General features: G+C 73.9%; 10 protein-coding genes. 5 read left to right on the forward strand and 5 right to left on the reverse strand.

Annotation, left to right across the window (positions count from 1 at the left end):
* Positions 1-7,583 (reverse strand): type I polyketide synthase (locus IEZ03_RS36655; protein ID WP_189241275.1); only part of this gene is annotated, 7,583 nt, incomplete at its 3' end.
* Positions 7,584-7,631: 48 nt separating this feature from the next.
* Positions 7,632-8,195 (reverse strand): allene oxide cyclase barrel-like domain-containing protein, encoded by a 564-nt coding sequence (locus IEZ03_RS36660; protein WP_184885427.1) that lies wholly within the window; start codon positions 8,193-8,195, stop codon positions 7,632-7,634.
* Between the two features lie 215 nt (positions 8,196-8,410).
* Here IEZ03_RS36660 and IEZ03_RS36665 point away from each other — a divergent pair, with 215 nt between their 5' ends.
* Positions 8,411-9,613, forward strand: a complete 1,203-nt coding sequence (locus tag IEZ03_RS36665) for a cytochrome P450 (RefSeq protein WP_184885429.1) — start codon at positions 8,411-8,413, stop codon at positions 9,611-9,613.
* A gap of 54 nt (positions 9,614-9,667) precedes the next feature.
* Here the strand turns inward: IEZ03_RS36665 and IEZ03_RS36670 are convergent, their stop codons facing one another.
* From IEZ03_RS36670 to IEZ03_RS36680, 3 genes are all read right to left on the reverse strand, one after another.
* Positions 9,668-10,852, reverse strand: a complete 1,185-nt coding sequence (locus IEZ03_RS36670) for a cytochrome P450 (RefSeq protein WP_184885431.1) — start codon at positions 10,850-10,852, stop codon at positions 9,668-9,670.
* A 47-nt stretch (positions 10,853-10,899) separates the two neighbouring features.
* Positions 10,900-11,298, reverse strand: coding sequence for a nuclear transport factor 2 family protein (locus tag IEZ03_RS36675; RefSeq protein ID WP_132049231.1), 399 nt, complete (start codon positions 11,296-11,298; stop codon positions 10,900-10,902).
* A gap of 112 nt (positions 11,299-11,410) precedes the next feature.
* Positions 11,411-11,926, reverse strand: coding sequence for a GbsR/MarR family transcriptional regulator (locus IEZ03_RS36680; protein ID WP_184885433.1), 516 nt, complete (start codon positions 11,924-11,926; stop codon positions 11,411-11,413).
* A gap of 90 nt (positions 11,927-12,016) precedes the next feature.
* Here IEZ03_RS36680 and IEZ03_RS36685 point away from each other — a divergent pair, with 90 nt between their 5' ends.
* From IEZ03_RS36685 to IEZ03_RS36700, 4 genes are all read left to right on the forward strand, one after another.
* A complete protein-coding gene (locus IEZ03_RS36685; RefSeq protein ID WP_184885435.1) occupies positions 12,017-12,943 on the forward strand; it encodes an ABC transporter ATP-binding protein in 927 nt (308 codons plus the stop codon).
* Positions 12,940-14,547, forward strand: a complete 1,608-nt coding sequence (locus tag IEZ03_RS36690) for an ABC transporter permease (protein ID WP_184885437.1) — start codon at positions 12,940-12,942, stop codon at positions 14,545-14,547. The genes IEZ03_RS36685 and IEZ03_RS36690 overlap by 4 nt, the downstream gene beginning before the upstream one ends.
* A 237-nt stretch (positions 14,548-14,784) precedes the next feature.
* Complete coding sequence (locus IEZ03_RS36695; protein WP_184885439.1) at positions 14,785-20,274, forward strand: type I polyketide synthase; 5,490 nt, start codon at positions 14,785-14,787, stop codon at positions 20,272-20,274.
* Positions 20,275-20,318: 44 nt separating this feature from the next.
* A partial coding sequence (locus IEZ03_RS36700) for a type I polyketide synthase (protein WP_189241276.1) occupies positions 20,319-22,817 on the forward strand: 2,499 nt, incomplete at its 3' end.

Raw genomic sequence — 22,817 nt, forward strand, 5'->3', positions numbered from 1 at the left:
TCGCGCTGTTCGCACTCGTCGAGGAGCCGGCTGATGGCGTCGTCGGGTCCGGCGACGATGGTGGTGGCCGGACCGTTGACTGCGGCGACGGTGATGGTGTCGGGCAGCAGGTCGTTCAGGTCGCCGGGGGTGGCGTGGAGGGCGGCCATGGTCCCGGTCCCGGCCAGTGCGGTCAGGGCCTTGCTGCGCAGGGCGACGAGTTGGGCGGCGTCGTTGAGGGTGAGGGCGCCGGCACAGTAGGCGGCGGCGATCTCCCCTTGGGAGTGGCCGATGACCGCGTCGGGTTCGATCCCGAGGGATCGCCACAGGTGGGCCAGGCCGGTCATCACCGCGAATAGCGCGGGTTGGACGACATCGACCCGTTCCAGGGCCGCGGCTCCTTCGGGGGTGGTGAGAACGTCGGTGAGCGACCAGTCCACATGCGGGGCCAGTGCCTGCTCGCAGGCCAGGATGTGGTCGCGGAAGACGGGGCTGGTGGTCATCAGGTCGGCGCCCATCCCGGCCCACTGCGACCCTTGGCCGGGGAACACGAACACCGTTTTGCCGCCCTGGCCGGGCACGGCGCGGCCGGTGACCACGGCCGGGTGCGGCTCACCGGCCGCCAACGCCCGCAACCCCTCACGCAGCGTCGCCTCGTCGCCCACGATGACGGCACGATGTTCCAGGACCGAGCGGGTGGTGGCCAGTGCCCACGCCACCTCACCGGCATCCAGGTCGGGGTGGGCGTCCAGGTGCTCGGCCAGGCGCCGCGCCTGCGCGGCAAGCCCCGCCTCGGTCTTCGCTGAAACGACCCACGGCACGGGCTTGGGTTCGGTGCCCGCGGTGTGCGGCTGGGGCGGGACGATTTCGGCGGGCGGAGCGGCGGGGGCCTGCTCGACGATCACATGGGCGTTGGTGCCGCTCGCGCCGAAGGAGGAGACCCCCGCGCGCCGCGGCCTCCCGGTCTCCGGCCACTCGACCTGCTCGGTGAGCAGCTCCACCGCACCCGCCGACCAGTCGACGTGCGGAGTCGGCTCATCCACGTGCAGCGTCCGCGGCAGGACGCCACGCCGCATCGCCTCGACCATCTTGATCAGGCCCGCCATCCCCGCAGCGGCCTGCGTATGCCCGAGGTTCGACTTGACCGACCCCAGCCACAGCGGGCGGTCGGGCGGCCGGTCCTCGCCGTAGGCCGCCAGGAGGGCCTGCGCCTCGATCGGGTCGCCCAGCCGCGTGCCGGTCCCGTGCGCCTCGACCGCGTCGACCTCGCCCGGTGAGAGCCGGGCGTTCGCCAGGGCCGCGCGGATCACCCGCTGCTGCGACGGCCCGTTCGGGGCCGTCAGGCCGTTGCTGGCGCCGTCCTGGTTGACCGCCGAGCCCCGGACCACCGCCAGCACGCGGCGGCCGTTGCGCACCGCGTCGGACAGTCGCTCCACCAGGAGTACGCCGGCGCCTTCGGACCAGCCGGTGCCGTCGGCCGCCGCCGCGAACGCCTTGCACCGGCCATCGGTGGACAGGCCCCGCTGGCGGGAGAACTCCACGAAGGTGTCCGGTGCGGACATCACCGTCACGCCGCCGACGAGCGCCAGCGAGCACTCCCCCTGCCGCAGCGCGTGGCCCGCCATGTGCAGGGCGACCAGGGACGACGAGCAGGCCGTGTCGATCGTGACGGCGGGTCCCTCAAGGCCGAGGGTGTAGGCGACACGCCCGGACATGACGCTGCCCGTGGTGCCGCTCAGCAGGTAGCCCTCGATGTCCTGGGGCCGTGCGTCAGCGGCGTAGTCCTGGTGGATCGCCCCGGCGAACACGCCCGCGGTGCTCCCGCGCAGCGACATCGGGTCTATCCCGGCGCGTTCGATGGTCTCCCAGGCGACCTCCAGCAGGAGCCGCTGCTGCGGGTCCATGGTCGCCGCCTCGCGCGGGGAGATCCCGAAGAAGCCGGCGTCGAACTCCCCGGCGGAGTGGAGGAAGCCTCCCTCCCGCGCGTACGACGTGCCGAGGTGGTCGGGGTCGGGATGGTAGAGCCGCTCCAGGTCCCAGCCCCGGTCCTCGGGGAAGCCGGAGATGACGTCCGTTCCTCCGACGACCAGGCGCCACAGGTCCTCGGTGGATCCGACGCCGCCGGGGAAGCGGCAGCCCATCCCGACGATCGCGATCGGTTCGTCGGCCGCGGCCGGCTCCGCTTCGCGGTCCGCCGCCGCGTCCTGCTCCCCCAGCAGTCCGGTGCGCAGCAGGCGCGCCACCGCGCTCGGAGCGGGATGGTCGTAGACCAGCGTCGCGGGCAGGCGCAGCCCCGTCGCCGTCCGCAGCCGGTTGCGCAGTTCCACGGCCGTGAGCGAGTCGAAGCCGAGTTCGCGGAACGCCCGGTCGGCGTCCACGGCCTCCGGATCCCCGTGCCCCAGCACGGCCGCGACCTGGCCGCGCACGAGGCGCAGCACCTCGCGGTCCCGTTCGGCCGGCGGCAGGGCGGCCAGGCGCCGTGCGAGCGCGGCCCCGTCGCCGGAGCGCTCGCCGCTCGCGGTGCGCCGCGACGGTACGCGGATCAGCCCGCGCAGCATCTCCGGCAGGAGGCCCGCGCCGGCCCGGGCGTGCAGGGCGGCGGTGTCGAGCCGCATCGGCAGCACCAGGCTCTCGGCCGTGCCGCACGCCGAGTCGAAGAGGTCCAGGGCGGCAGTCGTTTCGAGCGGTACCACGCCCGACCGGCGCGCCCACGACGGGTCGTCGCGGTCGATCTCGGCGGTCATCCCGCCGGACTCGGCCCAGAGCCCCCAGCCGAGGGAGAGCGCGGGCGTCCCCGCGGCCCGGCGGGACGCCGCGAGGCCGTCCAGGAACGCGTTCGCCGCGGCGTAGTTGCCCTGCCCCGGATTGCCCAGGACCCCGGCGGCCGACGAGAACAGGACGAACGCCGCCAGGTCGAGCCCGCCGGTCAGTTCGTGGAGGTTGACCGCGGCGTCCACCTTCGGGCGCATCACCGCGGCCATCCGGTCGGGGGTCAGCGCGCCGATCACACCGTCGTCCAGGGCTCCCGCGGCATGGACCACCCACGTCAGCGGATGCTCGTCCGGTATGCCGTCCAGGACCTCCGCCAGCGCGGAGCGGTCGGCGGCGTCGCAGGCGGCCAGGTGCGCCCGTGCCCCGTGGGCGACCAGTTCGTCTTGCAGCTCGGCCGCCCCCTGCGCCCGGGGTCCGGACCGGCTGGTCAGCACCAGATGGCGGACGCCGTGCGCGGTGACCAGGTGCCGGGCCAGCAGCCGCCCGAGCGTCCCCGTCCCGCCCGTGATCAGGACGGTGCCCGACGGGTTCCACAGTCCGTCCTCGACATCAGAGCGCTGATCGGGCACCGCCCCGGTGATCCGTTCCAGGCGCGGCGTCAGCACCGTTCCGTTCCGTACGGCCGCCTGCGCGGTCTCCGCGGCCAGGACCGCCGACAGTGAGGTCGCCAGATCGTCCGGACCGTCGATGTCCACGGCCACGACACGGCCCGGGTTCTCCGCCTGGGCGGAGCGGAGCAGACCCCACACCGGCGCGTGCACCAGGTCGGCGACGCCGTCGTGTTCTCCCGCCGCCACGGCGCCGCGGGTCACGACCACCAGGGTGGACGCCTCGAAGCGCTCGTCGGCCAGCCAGTCCTGGATCAGCTGAAGCGTCCCGCACGCAGCCTCGCGGGCCCGGGCTCCGACGGTGCCGGGGGCCGCGGCTTCGGCACCGGAGGAGACCAGGACCGTGCCGGGAACGGGGCCGTCCGAGTCCGCGAGCGCGGTCAGGTCCGGGTACCGGTGGACGCTCGCCTCCCCCGCCTCGAGCGCGGGCAGGAGGCCGAGCGCATCCGCGCCGACGACGGCCCAGTCCCCCAGCGGGGCCGGGGCATCATGCTGCGGTAGCGGTGTCCACTCCACCCGGTGGAGGAACGAGTCCCGCCGCTCCCCGTCGGCCTGTTCCAGTTGGTCGGTGGAGACCGGGCGCAGCGCCAGCGACTCGACGGTGCACACCGGCTCGCCGTCCGCGTCGGCCATGGTCAGCGATATCGCGCCGTCCCCCGCCGGGGTGATCCGGACCCGCGCGGTGGTGGCGCCGACCGCGTGGAGTTCCACCCCGCTCCACTCGAACGGCAGCCGGACCAGGCCGTCGGCCGCCGGACCGCCGGCCGCGAGCGCGGCGTGCAGCGCGGCGTCCAGCAGCGCGGGGTGCACGCCGAAGTTCCCGGCGTCCTCGGCCTGCCGCTCCGGCAGGCGCACCTCACCGAACACCTCGTCGCCGCGCCGCCACACCGCGCTCAGGCCCTGGAAGGCCGGCCCGTACCGGTAGCCGCGCTCGCCGAGATCGTCGTAGAAGCCCGTCAGGTCCACGGGCCGCGCGCCCGGTGGCGGCCACGCGCCCAGCCCCTCCGCGCGCCGGCCGCCGCCCGGTCCGCCGGTGGCGAGGACGCCTTCGGCGTGCGGCGTCCATGGCGGATCCGGGGAGGCGGCGCCGTCGGGGCGCGAGTACACGCCCACCGCCCGCCGCCCTTCCGGGTCGGCGTCCTCGATCACGACCTGCAGGAGCACCGCGCCCGTCGCGGGGAGCACGAGCGGCCGCCGCAGGGTCAGTTCCTCGATCCGGTCGCAGCCCACCTCGTCTCCGGCCCGGATCGCCAGCTCGGCGAACGCCGCCCCGGGGACGATCGCGGTCCCCAGCGCGACGTGGTCGGCCAGCCAGGGGTGCGTGCCCAGCGCCAGCCGGCCGGTGAGCACGGTGCCGCCCCGGGCCAGCCCCAGCGAGGCTCCCAGCAGCGGGTGGCCCGCCGCGCCGATGCCGGTCGCGGCCGCGTCGGCGGTCCCGGCTCCGACCGAGTCCGCCCAGTAGCGGCGGCGCTGGAAGGGGTAGGTGGGCAGTTCGACCCACCCGGCTCCGGTTCCTTCGAACGCGGCGGTCCAGTCCACCGCGGCACCGCGGACGTGGAGCTCGGCCAGCGAGGTCAGGAAGCGGCGCAGCCCGCCCTGGTCGCGCGCCAGCGTCCCGGTCGCCGCGCAGTCCGTCCCGGCTTCCTCGGCGGTCTCCATGAGACCGGCCGTCAGCACGGGGTGCGGGCTCGCCTCGACGAAGAAGCGGTGCCCGTCCGCCAGCAGCGCGCGGATCGCGCCGGTGAAGTCCACCGGGTTGCGGACGTTGCGGTACCAGTACTCCGCGTCGAGCCCGCCGGTCTCGAGCGGGCCGCCCGTCACGGTGGAGTAGAACGCGATCCCGCCGGGGCGGGGCTTCACCGGGGCCAGGAGTTCCAGGAGCCGTTCCCGGAGCGCGTCCACCTGCTCGGAGTGGGACGCCACCGTCGCCGGGACGATCTTCGCGCGGATTCCGTCGGCCGCGCACGCGGCGGCGAACTCGCGCAGCGCCGCCAGTTCACCGGTGACGATCACCGAGCCGGGCCCGTTGACGCCGCCGACGGCCAGGCGGCCCTCCCAGCCGGCCAGCCGCTCCCGCACCCGGTTCTCGGCCGCGCCCACGGAGGCCACGGCCCCCTTGCCGGTGAGCATCTCGGCGAACAGCCGGCTGCGGGAGACCACCACCCGAACCGCGTCGTCCAGGGACAGGGCCCCGGCCACATGGGCGGCCGCGACCTCGCCCTGCGAGTGCCCGACGACCGCGCTCGGCTCCACCCCGTACGAGCGCCACAGCGCGGCCAGCGACACCATGACCGCGAACAGGGCGGGCTGGACCACGTCGATGCGGTCCAGGGAGGGCGCGCCGGGCTCCCCGCGCAGCACACCGGTCAGCGACCAGTCCACGTGCGAGGACAGGACCTGTTCGCACTCGCGCATCCGTTCGGCGAAGACCGGCGCTTCCTGGAGGAGGTCCACCGCCATCCGCGGCCACTGCGAGCCCTGCCCGGGGAAGACGAGGACGACCTTGCCGTCGATGTCGGCCACGCCCTGGACGACGTCGCCGTTCTCGGTGCCCTCGCTCAGCGCGCCGAGGGCCTCCAGTGCCCCGCCGCTGCCGGCCGCGAGGACGACGGCGCGGTGGTCGAGGGTCGCCCGGGTGACCGCCAGCGACCGCCCGACGTCCGCCATCGCCGGGGCCGGGTCCGCGGTCAGGTGGGACCGCAGCCGCGCGGCCTGCTCCCGCAGGGCCCGCTCGCCGCGCCCGGACAGCGGCCACGGCACGACCGGCGGCCGTGGTGCGGTGACCAGGGCGACTGACTCCCGGTCACCCTGGTCACCAGTCTCGGGGGCGCGCTCGTCCGGGGGCGGCTCCTGGAGGATCACGTGCGCGTTGGTGCCGCTGATCCCGAACGAGGACACCCCGGCCCGGCGGGGCTCGCCGTGCGTCGGCCAGGCCACCGGCTCGGTCAGCAGCGCCACCGCGCCCGACGACCAGTCCACCTCGGGCGTGGGGGCGTCGACGTGCAGCGTCGCGGGCAGCAGCTCGTGCCGCAGCGCCATCACCATCTTGATGACGCTCGCCACGCCCCCGGCGGCCTGCGTGTGGCTGATGTTCGACTTGATCGAGCCGAGCCGCAGCGGCCTGCCCTCGGGCCGCCGGAGCCCGTAGGTCGCCAGTACCGCCTGCGCCTCGATCGGGTCGCCCAGGGACGTGCCGGTGCCGTGCGCCTCCACCGCGTCCACGTCGGCGGCGGCCAGGCGCGCGTCGGCCAGGGCCGCGCGGATCACCCGCTGCTGGGACGGACCGTTCGGCGCGCTCAGCCCGTTGCTGGCGCCGTCCTGGTTGGTTGCGCTCCCGCGGACCAGCGCCAGGATCCGCGAGCCGTCGCGCACGGCGTCCGACAGGCGTTTCAGCACCAGGACGCCGGCGCCCTCGCCGAAGGCGGTGCCGTCCGCGGCGGCGGCGAACGCCTTGCAGCGCCCGTCACGGGCCAGGACGCGCTGGCGGCTGAACTCGATGAACTCGCTCGGGTTGGGCATGACGGCGACGCCGCCCGCCAGCGCCGCGTCGCACTCTCCGCGCCGCAGGGCCTGGCCGGCGAGGTGCAGGGCCACCAGCGAGGACGAGCAGGCCGTGTCGACCGTGACCGCCGGCCCTTCGAGCCCGAAGGTGTAGGCGATCCGGCCCGAGATCACGCTGGCGGCGTTGCCGACCAGCGAGAAGCCCTCGACCTCCTTGCGGGCCTGCTGCATCCCGACCAGGTAGCCGAGGTTCCCGGCGCCGGTGAAGACGCCCGTGCGGCTTCCCCCCACCCCCTTGGGGTCGAGTCCCGCGCGCTCAAGCGCCTCCCACGCGACCTCCATCATGAGGCGCTGCTGCGGATCCATGGCCAGCGCCTCGCGCGGGGAGATCCCGAACAGCTCCGCGTCGAACAGGTCGGCGTCGTGGAGGAAGCCGCTCTCCCGCAGGTAGGACTTCCCCGTCTTTCCCGGGTCCGGATCGTAGAGGCCGTCCAGGTCCCATCCCCGGTTCACCGGGAATCCGGAGACCGCGTCGGTCCCCGATTCGATCAGGTGCCACAGCCCTTCGGGCGAGGACGCGCCGCCCGGGAACCGGCAGGCCATCCCCACGATGGCCAGTGGCTCGCGGTCCCGCTCGGTCGCCTCGCGCAGCCGCCGCCGGGCGTCGTGCAGTTCGGCGGCGACGCGTTTCAGGTAGCTGAGCAGGGTCTCGTCGTCCGCCATGCGGGGCCGCCCTCCCTAGGTCTGCGAAATGACGCCCGAAGATCGGCCTCACCCGAAGGAAATGGAGCTGAATCCCGTGTCGCAGCACTTCTCCAGGGGGCGCGCGCACAGGACCATCCTGGCTTTGGCGCTCATCGTCGATTCGATGACCCACGACAGGGTCCCCACCTTGCCGAGGTAGCGCCCGCCCGTTCCGACGATGTAGATCTCGACCCGGCTTCCGGTGAGCTGGTCGTTCAGGTCCACGAACCCCATCGAGCGCGCGGTGCCGCCGTCCTCGAACTCGTAGGAGACCCGGGTGAAGGCGACCCAGTGCTCGGTCGCGGGATCGTGGTGCACGATCTGCATGCGGCCGCTGTCGCGGGCGATCACGTTGCCTTCGGAGTCGAAGAATTCGCCGCCGGCCGTCGCGACGTCCCCGACCGCCGGTTCGGATTCCCGGTAGCTCCGTTCGCTGACGCTGTAGCCCAGTTCCTCGAAGCGGATGCACTCGTCGTCCGGCGCGACCGTGCCGGATCCCGCGCCGATCGCGGCGAAGACGCCACCTGGATCCTCCCCGAGCGCGGCGGCCAGGGATACGGCCAGGCCCGGCCGCAGCGAGGTCATGCCCATGGTCGTCCTCCTTCGGCCCGGCACTCCACGGCCGGGATCGGCCCGCACCCTCACATCCTGCGTAATTCACTAAATTGCCGCTAACGCCCGGCTTAAGCCCCGCTTTCGTGGCTCTGGAAATGCAGGCACGGAGGAATTCACCGCCCATCGCTTATGGACATGCCACGGAACGGGACCGGACAATGAATTCGACGGTCGAGCAGAAGGAGAGGCAGATGACCGACGCACCGACCGCACCGCCCCCGCATCCCACTCACCGCAGCGATCTGCTGTCGCCCCCGGACGATCTGCGGCGGCTGCGCGAGGAGTCCCCGGTCAGTGGGATCACCTACCCGGACGGCACCGCGGGCTGGCTGGTGACCGGCTACGCGGCCGCGCGGGCGGTGCTGGCCGACCGCCGTTTCAGCGTCCGGAACGAGCTGCGCCAGTTCCCGGTCCGCTCGGCGGAGACGGAGCTGAAAGGGCAGCCGGCGGCGCCGGGATGGTTCATCGCCATGGACCCCCCGGACCACACCCGGCTGCGCCGCCCGCTGATCGCCCAGTTCACGATGTCCCGGATGCGGACGCTCAGCTCGAAAATCGAGGAGATCACCGCGGGGCTGCTCGACGAAATGGCCGGGCACGGGCCGCCGGTGGATCTGGTCGAATCTTTCGCGAAGCCGATTCCGTCGCTGATGATCTGCGAGATGCTCGGGGTCCCCTACAGCGAGCGCGAGCAATTCCAGCGGAACACCGAGACGATGACGAGTTTCACGTCCAAACCCGAGGAGCTGGTGGCCGCATACCAGGAATACTATTCCTTCATGGATCGGCTCAAGGATCGCAAGCGCGCCGATCCGGCCGACGACATCCTGAGCGGGCTCATCGCCGCGGACGAGCTGAGCGACGCCGAGCTGATCGGGGTGGGCCTGCTGCTGCTGTCCGCCGGCTACGAGCCGCCCGCGAACATGCTCTCCCTCGGCACCTACGCGCTGCTCCGCGATCCCGCCCAGCTCGCCGCGCTGCGCGCCGACCCCTCGCTGGTCGACACCGCCGTCGAGGAGCTGCTGCGCTACCTGAGCGTCCTGCAGTACGGGGTCATCCGCGCCGCGCTGGAGGACGTCGAGCTGGAGGGCCGGCTGATCCGGGCCGGCGATCCGGTCACGATCTCGCTGCCGGCGGCCAACCGGGACCCGCGGCGCTTCGAGGATCCCGACACCCTCGACGTGACGCGCGGCTCCGCGACCGCGCAGCTGGCCTTCGGGCACGGCATCCACCAGTGCCTGGGACAGCAGCTCGCGCGCCGGCAGCTGCAGATCGGCCTGTCGATGCTGCTCGACCGGTTCCCCGGACTGCGCCTGGCCGTGCCCGCCGAGGAGATCGGGATGCGCGACGACATGCGCGTCTACGGGGTGCGGGAGCTGCCGGTCGCCTGGTGACGGCGGCCCGGGGCGCGCCCGCCGGTGCGGGGCGCCCCGGGCAGGCCGGGCGGGTCATCCGCCCGTCGCCACCCACACCTCCCGCGGTGCGAGGATCCGCGGATTGGGGTACATCTCGGGTTCCCGCAGCACCCGCGGCCCCGGCAGGCGGGCCAGCAGCGCCTCCAGAGCGATGCGCCCCTCGAGCCGGGCGAGCGAGGCCCCCAGGCAGAAGTGGATCCCGTGCCCGAACCCCACGTGCGGGTTCGGGTCGCGCCTGATGTCGAAGGTGCCGGGGTCGGCGATGTGCCGCTCGTCGTGGTTGGCCGACAGCGTCCACGTCGTGACCAGGCTGCCCGCGGGCATCGTCGTGCCGTGCAGCTCGACGTCGTTCTTCAGCAGCTTGAGGCTCTGCGGAAGCGGCGGGTAGTACCGGACGACCTCTTCGACGGCGCCCGGGATCAGGCCCGGGTCGGCGCGCAGGGCGTCCGCCGCGGCCGGGTTGTCGTGGAGCAGGAGGACCGCGTTGCCCAGCATCGCCGCCACGGTGGTGTAGCCGGCCATCAGCAGCAGGCCGGTGAAGTGCACGATCTCCTGGTCGTCGAGCCGGTCTCCGCCGACCTCGGCGAGGGCGAGCCTGCTGATCAGGTCGTCGCTGGGGCGCTGCCGCCGCGCCCGGACGTGCTCCAGCAGGTAGGCGTGCATCTCGTCGACCGAGGCCCGGATCGTGTCGTCGTCGAAGACCGCCTCGGCCTCGTGGTCGCCCGACAGGCGGGTGTCGGCCCAGCGGCGGAACATCTCCCGGTCCTGCCGCGGCACGCCGAGCAGCTCGGCGATGATGCTGATCGGCAGCGGGTAGGCCAGCGCGCGCATCAGCTCGACCTCGTCCTGGCCGGCCGCCTCGTCCAGCAGCCGCCGGGTGAGCTCCGCCACGTGCGGTTCCAGCCGGGCCACGGTGCGCGGGGTGAACGCCTGGCTCACCAGCGCCCGCACCTGCCCGTGGCGGGGCGGGTCCATGACGGCCAGGACACCGCGGCTCAGCTCGCCGAGCGGAAGCACCCGCCCCAGCTCCGCGGAGAAGTCGGTCAGGTCCGTGTGGCTGCGGTGGATGTCGTCGTAGCGGAACAGCTGCCACATGCCGGTGGTCTCGTCCAGGGCCACCGGCTGGTGATCGCGCATCCAGCGGAGCCATTCCAGGAGCGCGGCGCGGCCGCTCTCCGGTCTGGGCGGCGCCGGGGAAACGTCCTTCTGCTGCGTCATGCGCCTTGCTCCTTCCAGGCAGGGCCGGTGCGGCCGGATGGGCGGGATCAGCCGTCGGGGACCAGCGCCGCGTCCGTCCTCCCCCAGAAGACCCGGACCCGGCGGATCAGTTCGTCCGGGCCCACGCTCATCATGGCGACGAGGTTGATCCGGAGCCGCTGGCCCGGTTCGACGCCCGGCGGGTTCAGCGAGACGGTCACCGGCATCACCACGTGCTCGTCGTCATGGGCCGCCACGGGGTCGCCGGCGGTCTCGTGCACCTCGTGCTCGATCGCGTTGGCGAGATGCGCCCGCAGCGCCCGGCGGCCGCGGATCGGGGCGGCGCCGACCGGATCCTCGAACCGGACGTCGTCGACGAAGAGCGCGAGCACCGCGTCGACGTCGCCGGCGTTCATGAACCGGCAGTAGTCGAGCGCGATCTTCTTCCGGACCGTCTCGTCGGGCACGTTGCCTCCTTGCGCGGCCGCCGGCCGCCTCGCGGGTGCCCCGCCATGATGGGAAGCCCGTCTAAAGTCTCCCTAGAGTCCTTGATCGGGAATTCCGCGCAGGTGCGTGCGCTCAAGCCTCCGGGGACGGCGAAGGACGGTCGGCACCTCCCGCTTGGATGTCCTTCCAGCGCTTGTAGATCTCGGTCAACTCGTTCTGAAAGAACCGGAAGAAGTCCCGCATCTCAGCCATCCGGGCCCCGGGCTGCGTCTCCGTGCCGCCCAGTACCCCGACCCCCTCGTCGGCGAGATCCGCGATCACCTTGAAGTAGACGGCCTTGGACACGCTGCCCTCGTACCAGGTGTCGTCGGTCAGCCGGTAGCGATGGCTCCGCGATCCGGCCATCGGCTCGCGCACGAGGATCCCGATGTGCATCAGGTGGCGCACGGCCGTCGAGATGGCGCCCGGGCTCGCGCCGAGCCGTTCCCCGAAGTCCGCCGCCGACAGCGTCTCCTCGTCACTGACCATCATCGTGACGAGCACCCGCGCCGACATCGGCGGGAACCCGAAGTCGGCCAGCGCGGCCGCCAGGTGCTCGACGAATCTGCGCACCGAGGCCTCTTCGCGGCCCGTCGATGTCTCCTCCACGCTGCGTCATCACTCCTTCTCCACCAGCACAGACGATTCACAAGCTATTGAAGGTTTACGAACTTCTAAAACTAAAATATCATCCGGTGCATGACTCCCGTGATCTCGATGTCTGGCGTCGAGAAGACCTTCGGCCAGACCCGCGCGCTGGACCAGCTCGACCTCTCCGTGGAACCCGGCGAGGTCCATGGCTTCCTGGGCCCCAACGGGGCGGGGAAGACCACGACGATCCGTATCCTGCTCGGGCTGCTGCAAGCCGATGCCGGTGAGATCGGCGTGCTCGGCGGCGACCCTTGGAAGGACGCCACCGAACTGCACCGGCGGCTCGCCTACGTGCCCGGCGACGTCAACCTGTGGCCGGGCCTGACCGGAGGCGAGATCATCGACCTGCTCGCACGCATGCGCGGCGGGATCGACCCCGGCCGCAGGGCCGACCTGATCGAGCGATTCGACCTCGATCCGAAGAAGAAGGCCCGCACCTACTCCAAGGGGAACCGCCAGAAGGTGACCCTGATCGCCGCCCTGGCCTCCGAGGTGGAGCTGCTCGTCCTGGACGAGCCGACGTCGGGGCTCGACCCGCTCATGGAGGAGGTCTTCCGCCAGGTCGTCCGCGAAGAGGCCGGCAAGGGCCGCACGGTCCTGCTGTCCAGCCACATCCTCTCCGAGGTGGAGGCGCTGTGCGACCGGATCACCATCATCCGCGAGGGGCGGACGGTGGAGACCGGGTCGATCCAGGACATGCACCACCTCAGCCGCACCTCGATCACCGCGCGGCTGGCCGGCGCGGCGCCGCCCGACCTGCCCGGCGCGCACGAGGTGCAGGTGTCGGACGGCCAGATCCGCTGCGAGGTGGACACCGACCGGCTGAACGACGTGCTCGGCCGGCTCATCGCGGTGGGCGTGCAGAACCTGGTCGCGCAGCCGCCCACGCTGGAGGAGCTCTTCCTGCGCCACTACGTCGATCGCCCCGCGGACGGCGCGGCCGCCTCCGCCGCGCGTTCCGGGAGCATGCGGTGAGCGGCACGCTCGCCGGTACCGGGAAGTTGATCCGGCTGGTCCTGCGCCGCGACCGGATCCTGCTGCCGCTGTGGGTGCTGTGGATGTCGCTGGCCCCGGTCAACTTCGTCTCCATGACCGAGGAGCTGTTCCCCACGGCCGCGGACCGCCAGGAGTACGCGGCCACCAGCGGCAGCGACCCGGCCTTCCTGGCGCTGTTCGGACCGCTGCACAACGACAGCCTGGGCGGGATCGTCACGCAGCGCCTCGGCCTGGTCCCGCTGATCGTCGCGCTGATCAGCATCCTCACGGTGATCCGCCACACGCGCACCGAGGAGGAGAACGGCCGGCGCGAGCTGCTCGGCGCCACCGTGGTCGGGCGGCACGCGCCGCTGGCCGCCGCGCTGACCGTGACCCTCGCCGCCAACCTGGTGCTGGCCCTCATCATGACCGCCGGCCTGTCCGGCTCCGGCCAGCCTGGCGGGGCGTCCTTCGCGGTGGCGATGCAGTTCGCCGTCTGCGGCTGCGTCTTCGCCGCGGTCGCCGCGGTGGCCGCGCAGGTCACCGTGGGCGCGGGCGCGGCGCGGGGCGTCGCGATCGGCGCGCTGGGCGCGGCCTACCTGCTGCGCCTGGCGGGCGACGCCGGCGGCGAGGGCAACGCGCTGGCGTGGCTGGCGTGGCTCTCCCCCGTCGGCTGGGCGCAGCAGCTGCGCCCGTTCGCCGACGAGCGGTGGTGGGTGCTGCTGCCGGCCGCCGCGCTCACGGCACTGCTGGTCGCCGCGGCGTTCCGGCTGTCGGCCCGCCGCGATCTGGGTGCCGGGCTCCTCGTGGCGCGACCCGGTCCCGGCACCGCCGCGCCCTCGCTGAGCGGCCCCTTCGGCCTGGCCTGGCGGGTCCACCGCGGCATGCTGCTGGCCTGGGTCGCGGGGCTGGCCGTCCTCGGCGCCGTGTTCGGCGGCCTGGCGCAGGGCGTCGGGGACGCGCTGCGCGACAACGACGACCTCAAGGACGCGTTCACCCGCCTGGGCGGGGAGGCGACGCTCGTCGACACCTTCATCGCCTCCGGCATGAGCATCGTCGGGCTGGTCGTGTCGGGCTACGCGGTGCTCACCACGCTGCGGCTGCGCGCCGAGGAGGAGAACCTGCGGGCCGAGCACGTGCTGACCGGCCCGGTCCCCCGGGTCCGCTGGGCGGCGGGCCACCTGCTGTTCGCGTTCCTCGGCACCGCCGCCGCGGTGGCCGCCGCGGGACTCGCCGCCGGCCTGGTGCACGGCCTGAACAGCGGCGACCTCGGCCGGGAGCTGCCGCGCATCCTCGGCGGCGCGCTCGTCCAGCTGCCCGCCGCCTGGACGCTGGCCGCGATCACCGTCGCGGCGTTCGGCCTGCTCCCCCGGCTCTCCGCGGCCGCGGGGTGGGGGGCGCTCGTGGTCTTCCTCTTCCTGGGGCAGTTCGGCGCGCTGATGGGCATGAGCCAGCGCGCGCTGGACCTGTCCCCGTTCACCCACATCCCGAAGCTACCGGGCGGTGACGTGTCCGTCGCACCCCTGGTGTGGCTGATCGTCCTCACCGCGGCGCTCGTCGCGCTCGGCCTCGCCGGGTTCCGGCGCCGCGACTACACCGTCTGAGGGCCGTGGTGCGCCGCCGTCCCCCGCGAGGAGCGGTGGACGGCGGCGCACCGTCTCCCGGGCGTGCCCCGTCCGGCGCTCGGGCGGGGCCAAGGCGAGGCTTAGCCCGGCTTTAGCCGGCTCCGGAACATAGGACACACGCATCGCGTGGGATGTGCGTGTTCCGCAGGTGACCGCCACCGCGATCCTTCGGATCGGCCCGGTGGCCCCGTCGCCTTCGTCCGGAGACAGGCTCAGATGACCAACACGGAAGACAAGCTCCGCCGGTACCTGAAGCGGGTCACGATGGACCTGCAGGCGACGCGCCGGCGCCTCCAGGACGCCGAGGCGAAGGCCCGGGAGCCGATAGCCGTCGTCGCGATGGCGTGCCGCTATCCGGGGGGCGTGCAGTCGCCCGAGGACCTGTGGGAGCTGCTCGCCGCCGGGAAGGACGCGTTCTCCGGCTTTCCCGAGGACCGCGGCTGGGACGCGGACCAGGTCCACGATCCGGAGCCCGGCGGCAGGCCCGGCACCTCCTACGTCCGGACGGGGGCGTTCCTCGACGGGGCGATGGACTTCGACGCGGGCCTGTTCGGCATCTCGCCGCGCGAGGCCATGGCGATGGATCCGCAGCAGCGCCAGATGCTGGAGGCCGCGTGGCAGGTCTTCGAGCGGGCCGGCATCGACCCGCGGGGGCTGCGCGAGAGTCCCACCGGGGTCTTCGTCGGCGCCGCGCACACCGGATACGTCGCCAACGAGCGGCAGATCCCGCCGAGCTACGAGAACTACTCGCTCACCGGCAACACCGGGAGCGTCATCTCCGGACGCGTCGCCTACGCGTTCGGGCTGGAGGGCCCGGCGGTCACCATCGACACGGCGTGCTCCTCGTCGCTGGTCGCGCTGCACCTGGCCTGCCGGTCCCTCCTGCAGGGCGAGTGCTCGCTGGCCCTCGCCGGCGGGGTCATGGTCATGCCGACTCCCGGCCTGTTCATCGAGTTCTCCCGGCAGCGCGGGCTGGCGCACGACGGCCGGTGCAGGCCGTTCGCCGCGCGGGCCGACGGCACCGGGCTGGGCGAGGGCGTGGGCGTGGTGCTGCTGGAGCGGCTGTCGGACGCGCGCCGCAACGGCCGCACCGTCCTGGCGACCGTGCGGGGCAGCGCCGTCAACCAGGACGGGGCGAGCAGCGCGCTGACCGCGCCGAACGGGCCGGCCCAGGAGCGGGTCATCCGCCTGGCCCTGCGCCGCGCGCGGCTGTCGCCGGGCGACATCGACGCGGTGGAGGCGCACGGCACCGGCACGACCCTGGGCGACCCGATCGAGGCGCAGGCGCTGCTGGCCGTCTACGGGCGGGAGCGGCCGCCGGACCGGCCCGCCTGGCTGGGCTCGATCAAGTCCAACATCGGGCACACCGCCACCGCCGCCGGCATCGCCGGGGTGATCAAGATGGTGCTGGCGATGCGGCACGGCCGGCTGCCGCGGACGCTGCACGTCGACGCCCCCACCCCGCACGTGGACTGGGACTCGGGCGCCGTGCGGCTGCTGACCGAGGAGATCCGGTGGCCGGAGACCGGCCGTCCGCGCCGCGCCGGGGTCTCCTCCTTCGGGATCAGCGGCACCAACGCCCACGTGATCCTGGAGGAGGCCGAGCCGGAGACCGCGGAGCTCCAGGACGGGGAGAGCGATCCCGTCCCGTCGTGGACCGGGCCGGTGCCGCTGCCGCTGTCGGCCGGCGGCGCGGCGGCGCTGCGCGCCCAGGCGGCCCGGCTGGCCGAGCACGTCGGCGCCCGTCCCGAGACGCGGCCCGTCGATCTGGCGTTCTCCGCGGCGACCGGGCGCGCGGCCCTGGAGCACCGTGCCGTGGTCGTCGGCGCGGACACGGGCGAAATGCTCCGCGGACTGACCGCCGCGGCGCGCGGCGAGACCGCGCCCAACCTGGTGCTGGAGCCCGCGCGCACGGGACGGCTGGCGTTCCTGTTCTCGGGGCAGGGCGCCCAGCGCACCGGCATGGGCCGCGAGATGTACGCGGCGTCCACCGCGTTCGCGGCGGCGTTCGACGCCGCCTGCGCGGAGCTGGACCGCTACCTCGACCGCCCGCTGCGGGACGTGCTCTGGCAGGACGACCCGGCGCTGCACCAGACCTCCTACACGCAGGCGGCGCTGTTCGCGATCGAGGTCGCGCTGTTCCGGCTGGTGGAGTCGTGGGGCGTCCGGCCCGACCACGTGGCGGGCCATTCCGTCGGCGAGCTGGTCGCGGCGCATGCGGCGGGCGTGTGGTCGCTGCCCGACGCCGCGCGGCTGGTGGCGGCCCGCGGGCGCCTCATGCAGGCGCTGCCGCCCGGCGGCGCGATGGTGGCGGTGCGGGCGCCGGAGGACCGCGTCGCGCCGCTGCTGACCGACGAGGTGAGCATCGCGGCGGTCAACGGCCCGGCCTCGGTGGTGATCTCGGGGGCCGAGGACGCGGTGGAGCGGATCGCCTCCCGGCTGAAGGACGAGGGCGCCAAGACGTCCCGGCTGACGGTGTCGCACGCGTTCCATTCACCGCTGATGGAGCCGATGTTGGCGGAGTTCCGCGAGGTCGCCGAGAGCGTCACTTACCACGCGCCGTCCATTCCCCTCGTGTCGTGCCTGACCGGCGGCGCCGCGTCCGCCGAGGAACTCGGCTCGGCGGACTACTGGGTCCGGCACGCCCGCCGGGCGGTCCGGTTCGCCGACGCGATCGGATGCCTGGAGGACGCGGGTGTCGCCCGGTTCGCCGAAGTGGGGCCGGACGGCGTGCTGACCGCCATGGCGCAGGAATGCGTGAGAGCCGAAGACGCGCTGCTGGTCGCCCTGCAGCAGCGGGACCGGCCCGAGGCGGGAGTCTTCCAGGCGGGCGTGGGCCGGCTGTACGCGTCCGGTGTGCCGCTGGACTGGGAGGCGGTCCTCCGCGGGCACCGGGCACGCCGCGTGGACCTGCCCACGTACGCGTTCGAGCACCGCCGCTACTGGCTCCCCGAGCGGCAGCCCGGTGAGGACCCGGCGGCGATGGGGCTGGGTCCGGCCGGCCATCCGCTGCTGGGCGCGGTCGTGGCGCTGCCGGAGTCGGACGGCGTCGTCGCCACGGGCAGGCTCACGCGTGAGGCGCATCCCTGGCTGGCCGAGCACGAAGTCCTCGGTACCGCGGTGGTGCCGCCGTCCGCGCTGGTGGACCTGGCGCTGCACGCCGGCGGACTCGTGGACTGCGCCGTACTGGCGGAAATGATCCAGGACGTCCCGCTCGTCCTGCCCGAACGGGGCGGCGTCGACCTGCGGGTGGTGGTGGCCGCGGCCGACGAGTCCGGGGCCAGGCCGGTCTCCGTCCATTCCCGCCCCGACGGCCCGGCGGACGATCGGCCCTGGATGCGCAACGCCGCCGGCGTCCTCGCACCGTCGCCGCCCGTGCCGCCGCCGGAGCCGGACACGGCATGGCCCCCGGCCGGGGCGACCGAGATCCAGGTGGACGACGCCTACGATCGCCTGCTGGCGCGGGGCTATGGCCACGGGCCGGTGTTCCAGGGGCTGCGGGCGGCCTGGCGCCACGGGGAGGAGCTGTTCGCCGAGGTGGCCCTGCCGGAGGGCGTGCAGGCAGACACCGGCCGTTTCGGGGTGCACCCGGCGCTGCTTGACGCGGCGACGCACGTGACGCGGCTCTCTACCGGGCCCGATGCCCCGGTCGTGCTCGACTCCGTGTGGAGCGGGGTGGCACTGCATGCCACAGGCGCCCGGGTGGCACGGGTACGGCTGGTTCCCGCGGCGGACCCCGGTGCCGTGGAACTGCTGGTCTCCGACGAAGCCGGAGATCCGGTCATCTCGGCCCGGTCGGTGCGGCCGTGCCCCGTGCCGGTCGAAGGGCTGGGGCCGGGCGCCGCGGGGCCGGGTTCGCTGTTCCGCATCGACTGGGTTCCGCTGCCCGGTTCTCTGGCCGGTGCCCCGCCGGCTTCCTCCGATGATCCGGTCGTGCTGGTGCCGGAGGCCGACGGCGTCCGGGCATCCGCGCGGCTGGAAGAGGCGCTGGGCCGGGGGTCGCCGGTGCCGGAGCTGGTCGTGCTCCCCTGCCCCGCGCACCCGGGGGACGTGCCGTCGGCGGCCCGGAGGGTGGCCGCCGAGGTTCTGGAGGTCCTCCAGGCATGGCAGTCGGAGGAGCGGTTCGCGGCAGCGCGGCTGGCGATCGTCACGCGCGGGGTGGCGGAGACCGCGGATCCGGCGCAGGCGGCGGTGCAGGGGCTGGTGCGGGCGGCCGAGGCGGAGAACCCCGGGCGGTTCGCGCTGGTGCATTTGGATCCGGCGGCCGCCTCTTACACGGACGTGCCCGAGGCGCTGCGGCGGGCCGGCGAGCCCGAGGTGGCCGTCCGCGACGGCGCGGTGCTGGTGCCCCGTCTCGCGTCGGCGTCCGGCGCCGACCGGCCCGGGATGCAGTGGGATCCGGACGGCACGGTGCTGATCACCGGCGGTACGAGCGGCCTGGGCGCCCTCGTGGCCGCGCACCTGGTGGCCGCGCACGGCGTCCGGAACCTGGTGCTGCTCAGCCGGCGGGGAGCGGAGACCCCGGGGGCCACCGCCCTCCGCGCCGAGCTAACCGGCCGCGGCGCACGCGTGAGCGTGGTCGCGTGCGACGCCGCCGACCGCGGCGCACTCGCCGCCGTGCTGGCGGACATCCCGGACGACCGTCCGCTCCGCGGGGTCGTCCACGCGGCCGGCGTCTTGGACGACGGGGTGCTCGCGTCCCTCACACCCGACCGGTTGGAGGCGGTGCTGCGGCCCAAGGCGGACGCGGCCTGGAACCTGCACGAGCTGACCCGCGACGCCGCCCTGACGGCGTTCGTGCTGTTCTCGTCGGCGGCGGGGTCCCTGGGCGGGCCGGGCCAGGCCAACTACGCGGCGGCCAACACCTTCCTCGACCACCTGGCCCGGTACCGCACCGGCCTCGGCCTGCCCGCGCGGTCGCTGGCCTGGGGGCCGTGGACGGAGGCCGGCGGTATGGCGGACCGCCTGGACGAGGGCGAGCGGCGGCGCCTGCGCCGCCTCGGCACCCGCCCGCTGGACCCGGCGGAGGGCCTGGCGCTGCTGGACGCGGCGCTGGCGGTCGACGCGCCGCAGGTCCTGCCGGTCCGGCTGGACTTCGCGGCGCTGCGCGGCCAGGCGGTCGCCGGAGGGCTCCCGCCGGTCCTGCGCGGCCTGATCCGGGTCCCCGCGCGCCGCGCGGCCGGATCGTCGCTGCCGCGGCGCCTGGCGCGCCTGCCCGTCCCCGAGCGCGGCCCGGTGCTCCAGGAGGTCGTGCGGGCGCGGGCGGCCCGGGTGCTCGGGCACGACCGGACGGCTGCGGTGCCGCCGGACCGGCCGTTCCAGCAGCTCGGGTTCACCTCGCTGGCCGCGGTGGAACTGCGCAACGCGCTCAACGCCGAGACCGGGCTGAGGCTGCCGGTGACCCTGGTCTACGACCATCCCTCGCCGCGGGCGGTCGCCGACCATCTGCTCGAACTGCTCGACCTGGGGCGCGGCGACGGGGTCGGCGCCGCGCTGGCGGAGATCGACCGGCTGGAGACGACGCTGGCGGCGCTCGCGGACGGCGACGACGACCCCGCCGCGGTCACGGTGAGGCTGGAGACGCTGCTGCGGGCGTGGCGGGACTCCCGCCGCGCCGGGGCGCCGGCCGCACCCGCCGCCGACCTCGAAGCGGTCACCGACAGCGAGCTGTTCGCCGTCCTGGACAGAGAGCTCGGACAGGCCTGACGCGGACGCCCGGATCGCGACCCCTCCAGATTGGTTGGTGCTCGATGGAGAACGACGACAGGTTCCGCGACTATCTCCGGCGGGCGACGGCCGAGCTCCAGAGCACCCGGCAGCGCCTCCGCGAAGCGGAGGACCGGGACCGCGAGCCGATCGCCATCGTGAGCATGGCGTGCCGCTTCCCCGGAGGCGCCTCCTCCCCGGAGGGGCTGTGGAGCCTGCTGGCCGAAGGCCGGGACGCCGTCACCGCGTTCCCGGCCGACCGGGGCTGGGACCTCGAACGGATCTACCACCAGGATCCCGACGTTCCCGGCACCTCCTACGTCCGCGAGGGCGGCTTCGTCGGCGAGGCGTCCTGCTTCGACGCCGACCTGTTCGGGATCTCCCCGCGTGAGGCGCTGGCCATGGACCCGCAGCAGCGCCTGCTGCTGGAGACGGCCTGGGAGGCGTTCGAGCGCGCCGGGATGGCCCCGGCGTCGGTGCGGGGCGGCCGGACCGGCGTGTTCGTCGGCGCGACCTACCAGGAGTACGGGCCGCATCTGTCGGAGGCCGGGGAGGACATCGAGGGCTATCTCTCCACGGGTGTCACACCGAGCGTGGCGTCGGGCCGCCTCTCCTATGTGTTCGGGCTGGAGGGGCCCGCGCTCACGATCGACACGGCCTGCTCGTCCTCGCTGGTGGCGCTGCACCTGGCCTGCCAGTCCCTGCGGCGCGGCGAGTGCTCCCTGGCGCTGGCCGGCGGGGCGACGGTCCTTTCGGCCCCGGGGCTGTTCACCGAGTTCTCCCGGCAGCGGGGCCTGGCTCCCGACGGCCGGTGCAAGGCGTTCGCGGCGGCGGCCGACGGCACGGGCTGGGGCGAGGGCGCCGGCCTCGTGCTGGTGGAGAGGCTGTCGGACGCGCAGCGCAACGGCCACCCTGTGCTCGCGGTGATACGGGGCTCGGCGGTCAACCAGGACGGCGCGAGCAACGGCCTGACCGCGCCGAACGGGCCGTCCCAGCGGCGGGTGATCGAGCAGGCCCTGGCCGGTGCCGGTCTGGTGCCGGGGGACGTCGACGCGGTCGAGGCGCACGGGACCGGCACGACGCTGGGCGACCCGATCGAGGCTCAGGCGCTCATCGCCGCCTACGGGCGGCAGCGGCCCGGCGACCGGCCGCTGTGGCTCGGCTCGGTCAAGTCGAACATCGGGCATACGCAGGCCGCTGCGGGCGTGGCGGGCCTGATCAAGATGGTCGAGGCGATGCGGCGTGGCGTCCTGCCGCGGACGCTGCACGTGGATGAGCCGACGCCGCACGTCGACTGGTCGGCCGGGTCGGTGCGCCTGCTCACCGAGCAGGTCGAGTGGCCGGAGACCGGGAGGCCGCGGCGCGCGGGGATCTCCTCGTTCGGTATCAGCGGCACCAACGCCCATGTGATCGTCGAGCAGGCCGCTTCCCCGGATGCCGACGTGGACCGGCAAGGGGCACCGGCGGGTGAGCGATCCTCGGCGGTGCCGTGGTTGCTGTCGGCCAAGACCGAGGCCGGGCTCGCTGCTCATGCGCGGCGCCTGGCCGAACACCTGGACGCCCACCCCGACCTTGATGCCGGTGAGGTCGCCTGGGCGCTGGCCACCACCCGCTCGGTGCTGGAGCACCGCGCCGTCATCGTCGGCGACCCGGTCAGCCTGCGGGAGGGTCTGGAAGCTCTGGCGGCGGGTGATCCGCACCCGGCCGTGGTCACTGGTCACGCCTCCGCCGATGCGGGCGGCAAGACCGTGTTCGTGTTCCCCGGCCAGGGATCGCAATGGCCCGGAATGGGCGCCGAACTCCTGGCCACCAGCCCCGTCTTCCGCGACCACATCCAAGCGTGCGAACAAGCCCTCGCCCCACACGTGGACTGGTCCCTCACCGACATCCTCACCACCCCCCAAGGAGCCGCGGCCCTGGACCGGGTCGACGTCGTCCAGCCCGCCCTGTTCGCCGTGATGACCGGCCTAGCCCACCTCTGGCAATCCCTCGGGATCCAACCCGACGCGGTCATCGGCCACTCCCAAGGCGAAATCGCCGCCGCCTACACCGCCGGCGCCCTCACCCTCCACGACGCCGCCCAACTCATCGCCCTGCGCAGCCAAGCCCTCACCGCACTGGCCGGAACCGGCACCATGGCCGCCATCCACACCACCCCCACCGACCTGAACGACCTACTCCCCGACACCATCACCATCGCCGCGATCAACGGACCCGCCACCACCATCGTCGCCGGACCCGACCACGCCATCACCCAACTCCTCGACGAATGCGAACAGCGGCAGATCAAAACCCGCCGCATCGACGTCGACTACGCCTCACACAGCCCCGCCATCGACACCATCGCCGACCACATCACCACCGCCACCACCGGCATCCAACCCCAGCCCGCCACCACGGCCATGTACTCCACCGTCACCGGCCAACCCATCAACGGCACCGAACTCAACAGCCACTACTGGTACAACAACATCCGCAACACCGTCCACTTCCACCCCACCATCACCCACCTCGCCACCCACGGCCACACCACCTACATCGAA

This window comes from Actinomadura livida (genome assembly GCF_014648675.1).
GTDB classification, from domain to species: domain Bacteria; phylum Actinomycetota; class Actinomycetes; order Streptosporangiales; family Streptosporangiaceae; genus Spirillospora; species Spirillospora livida.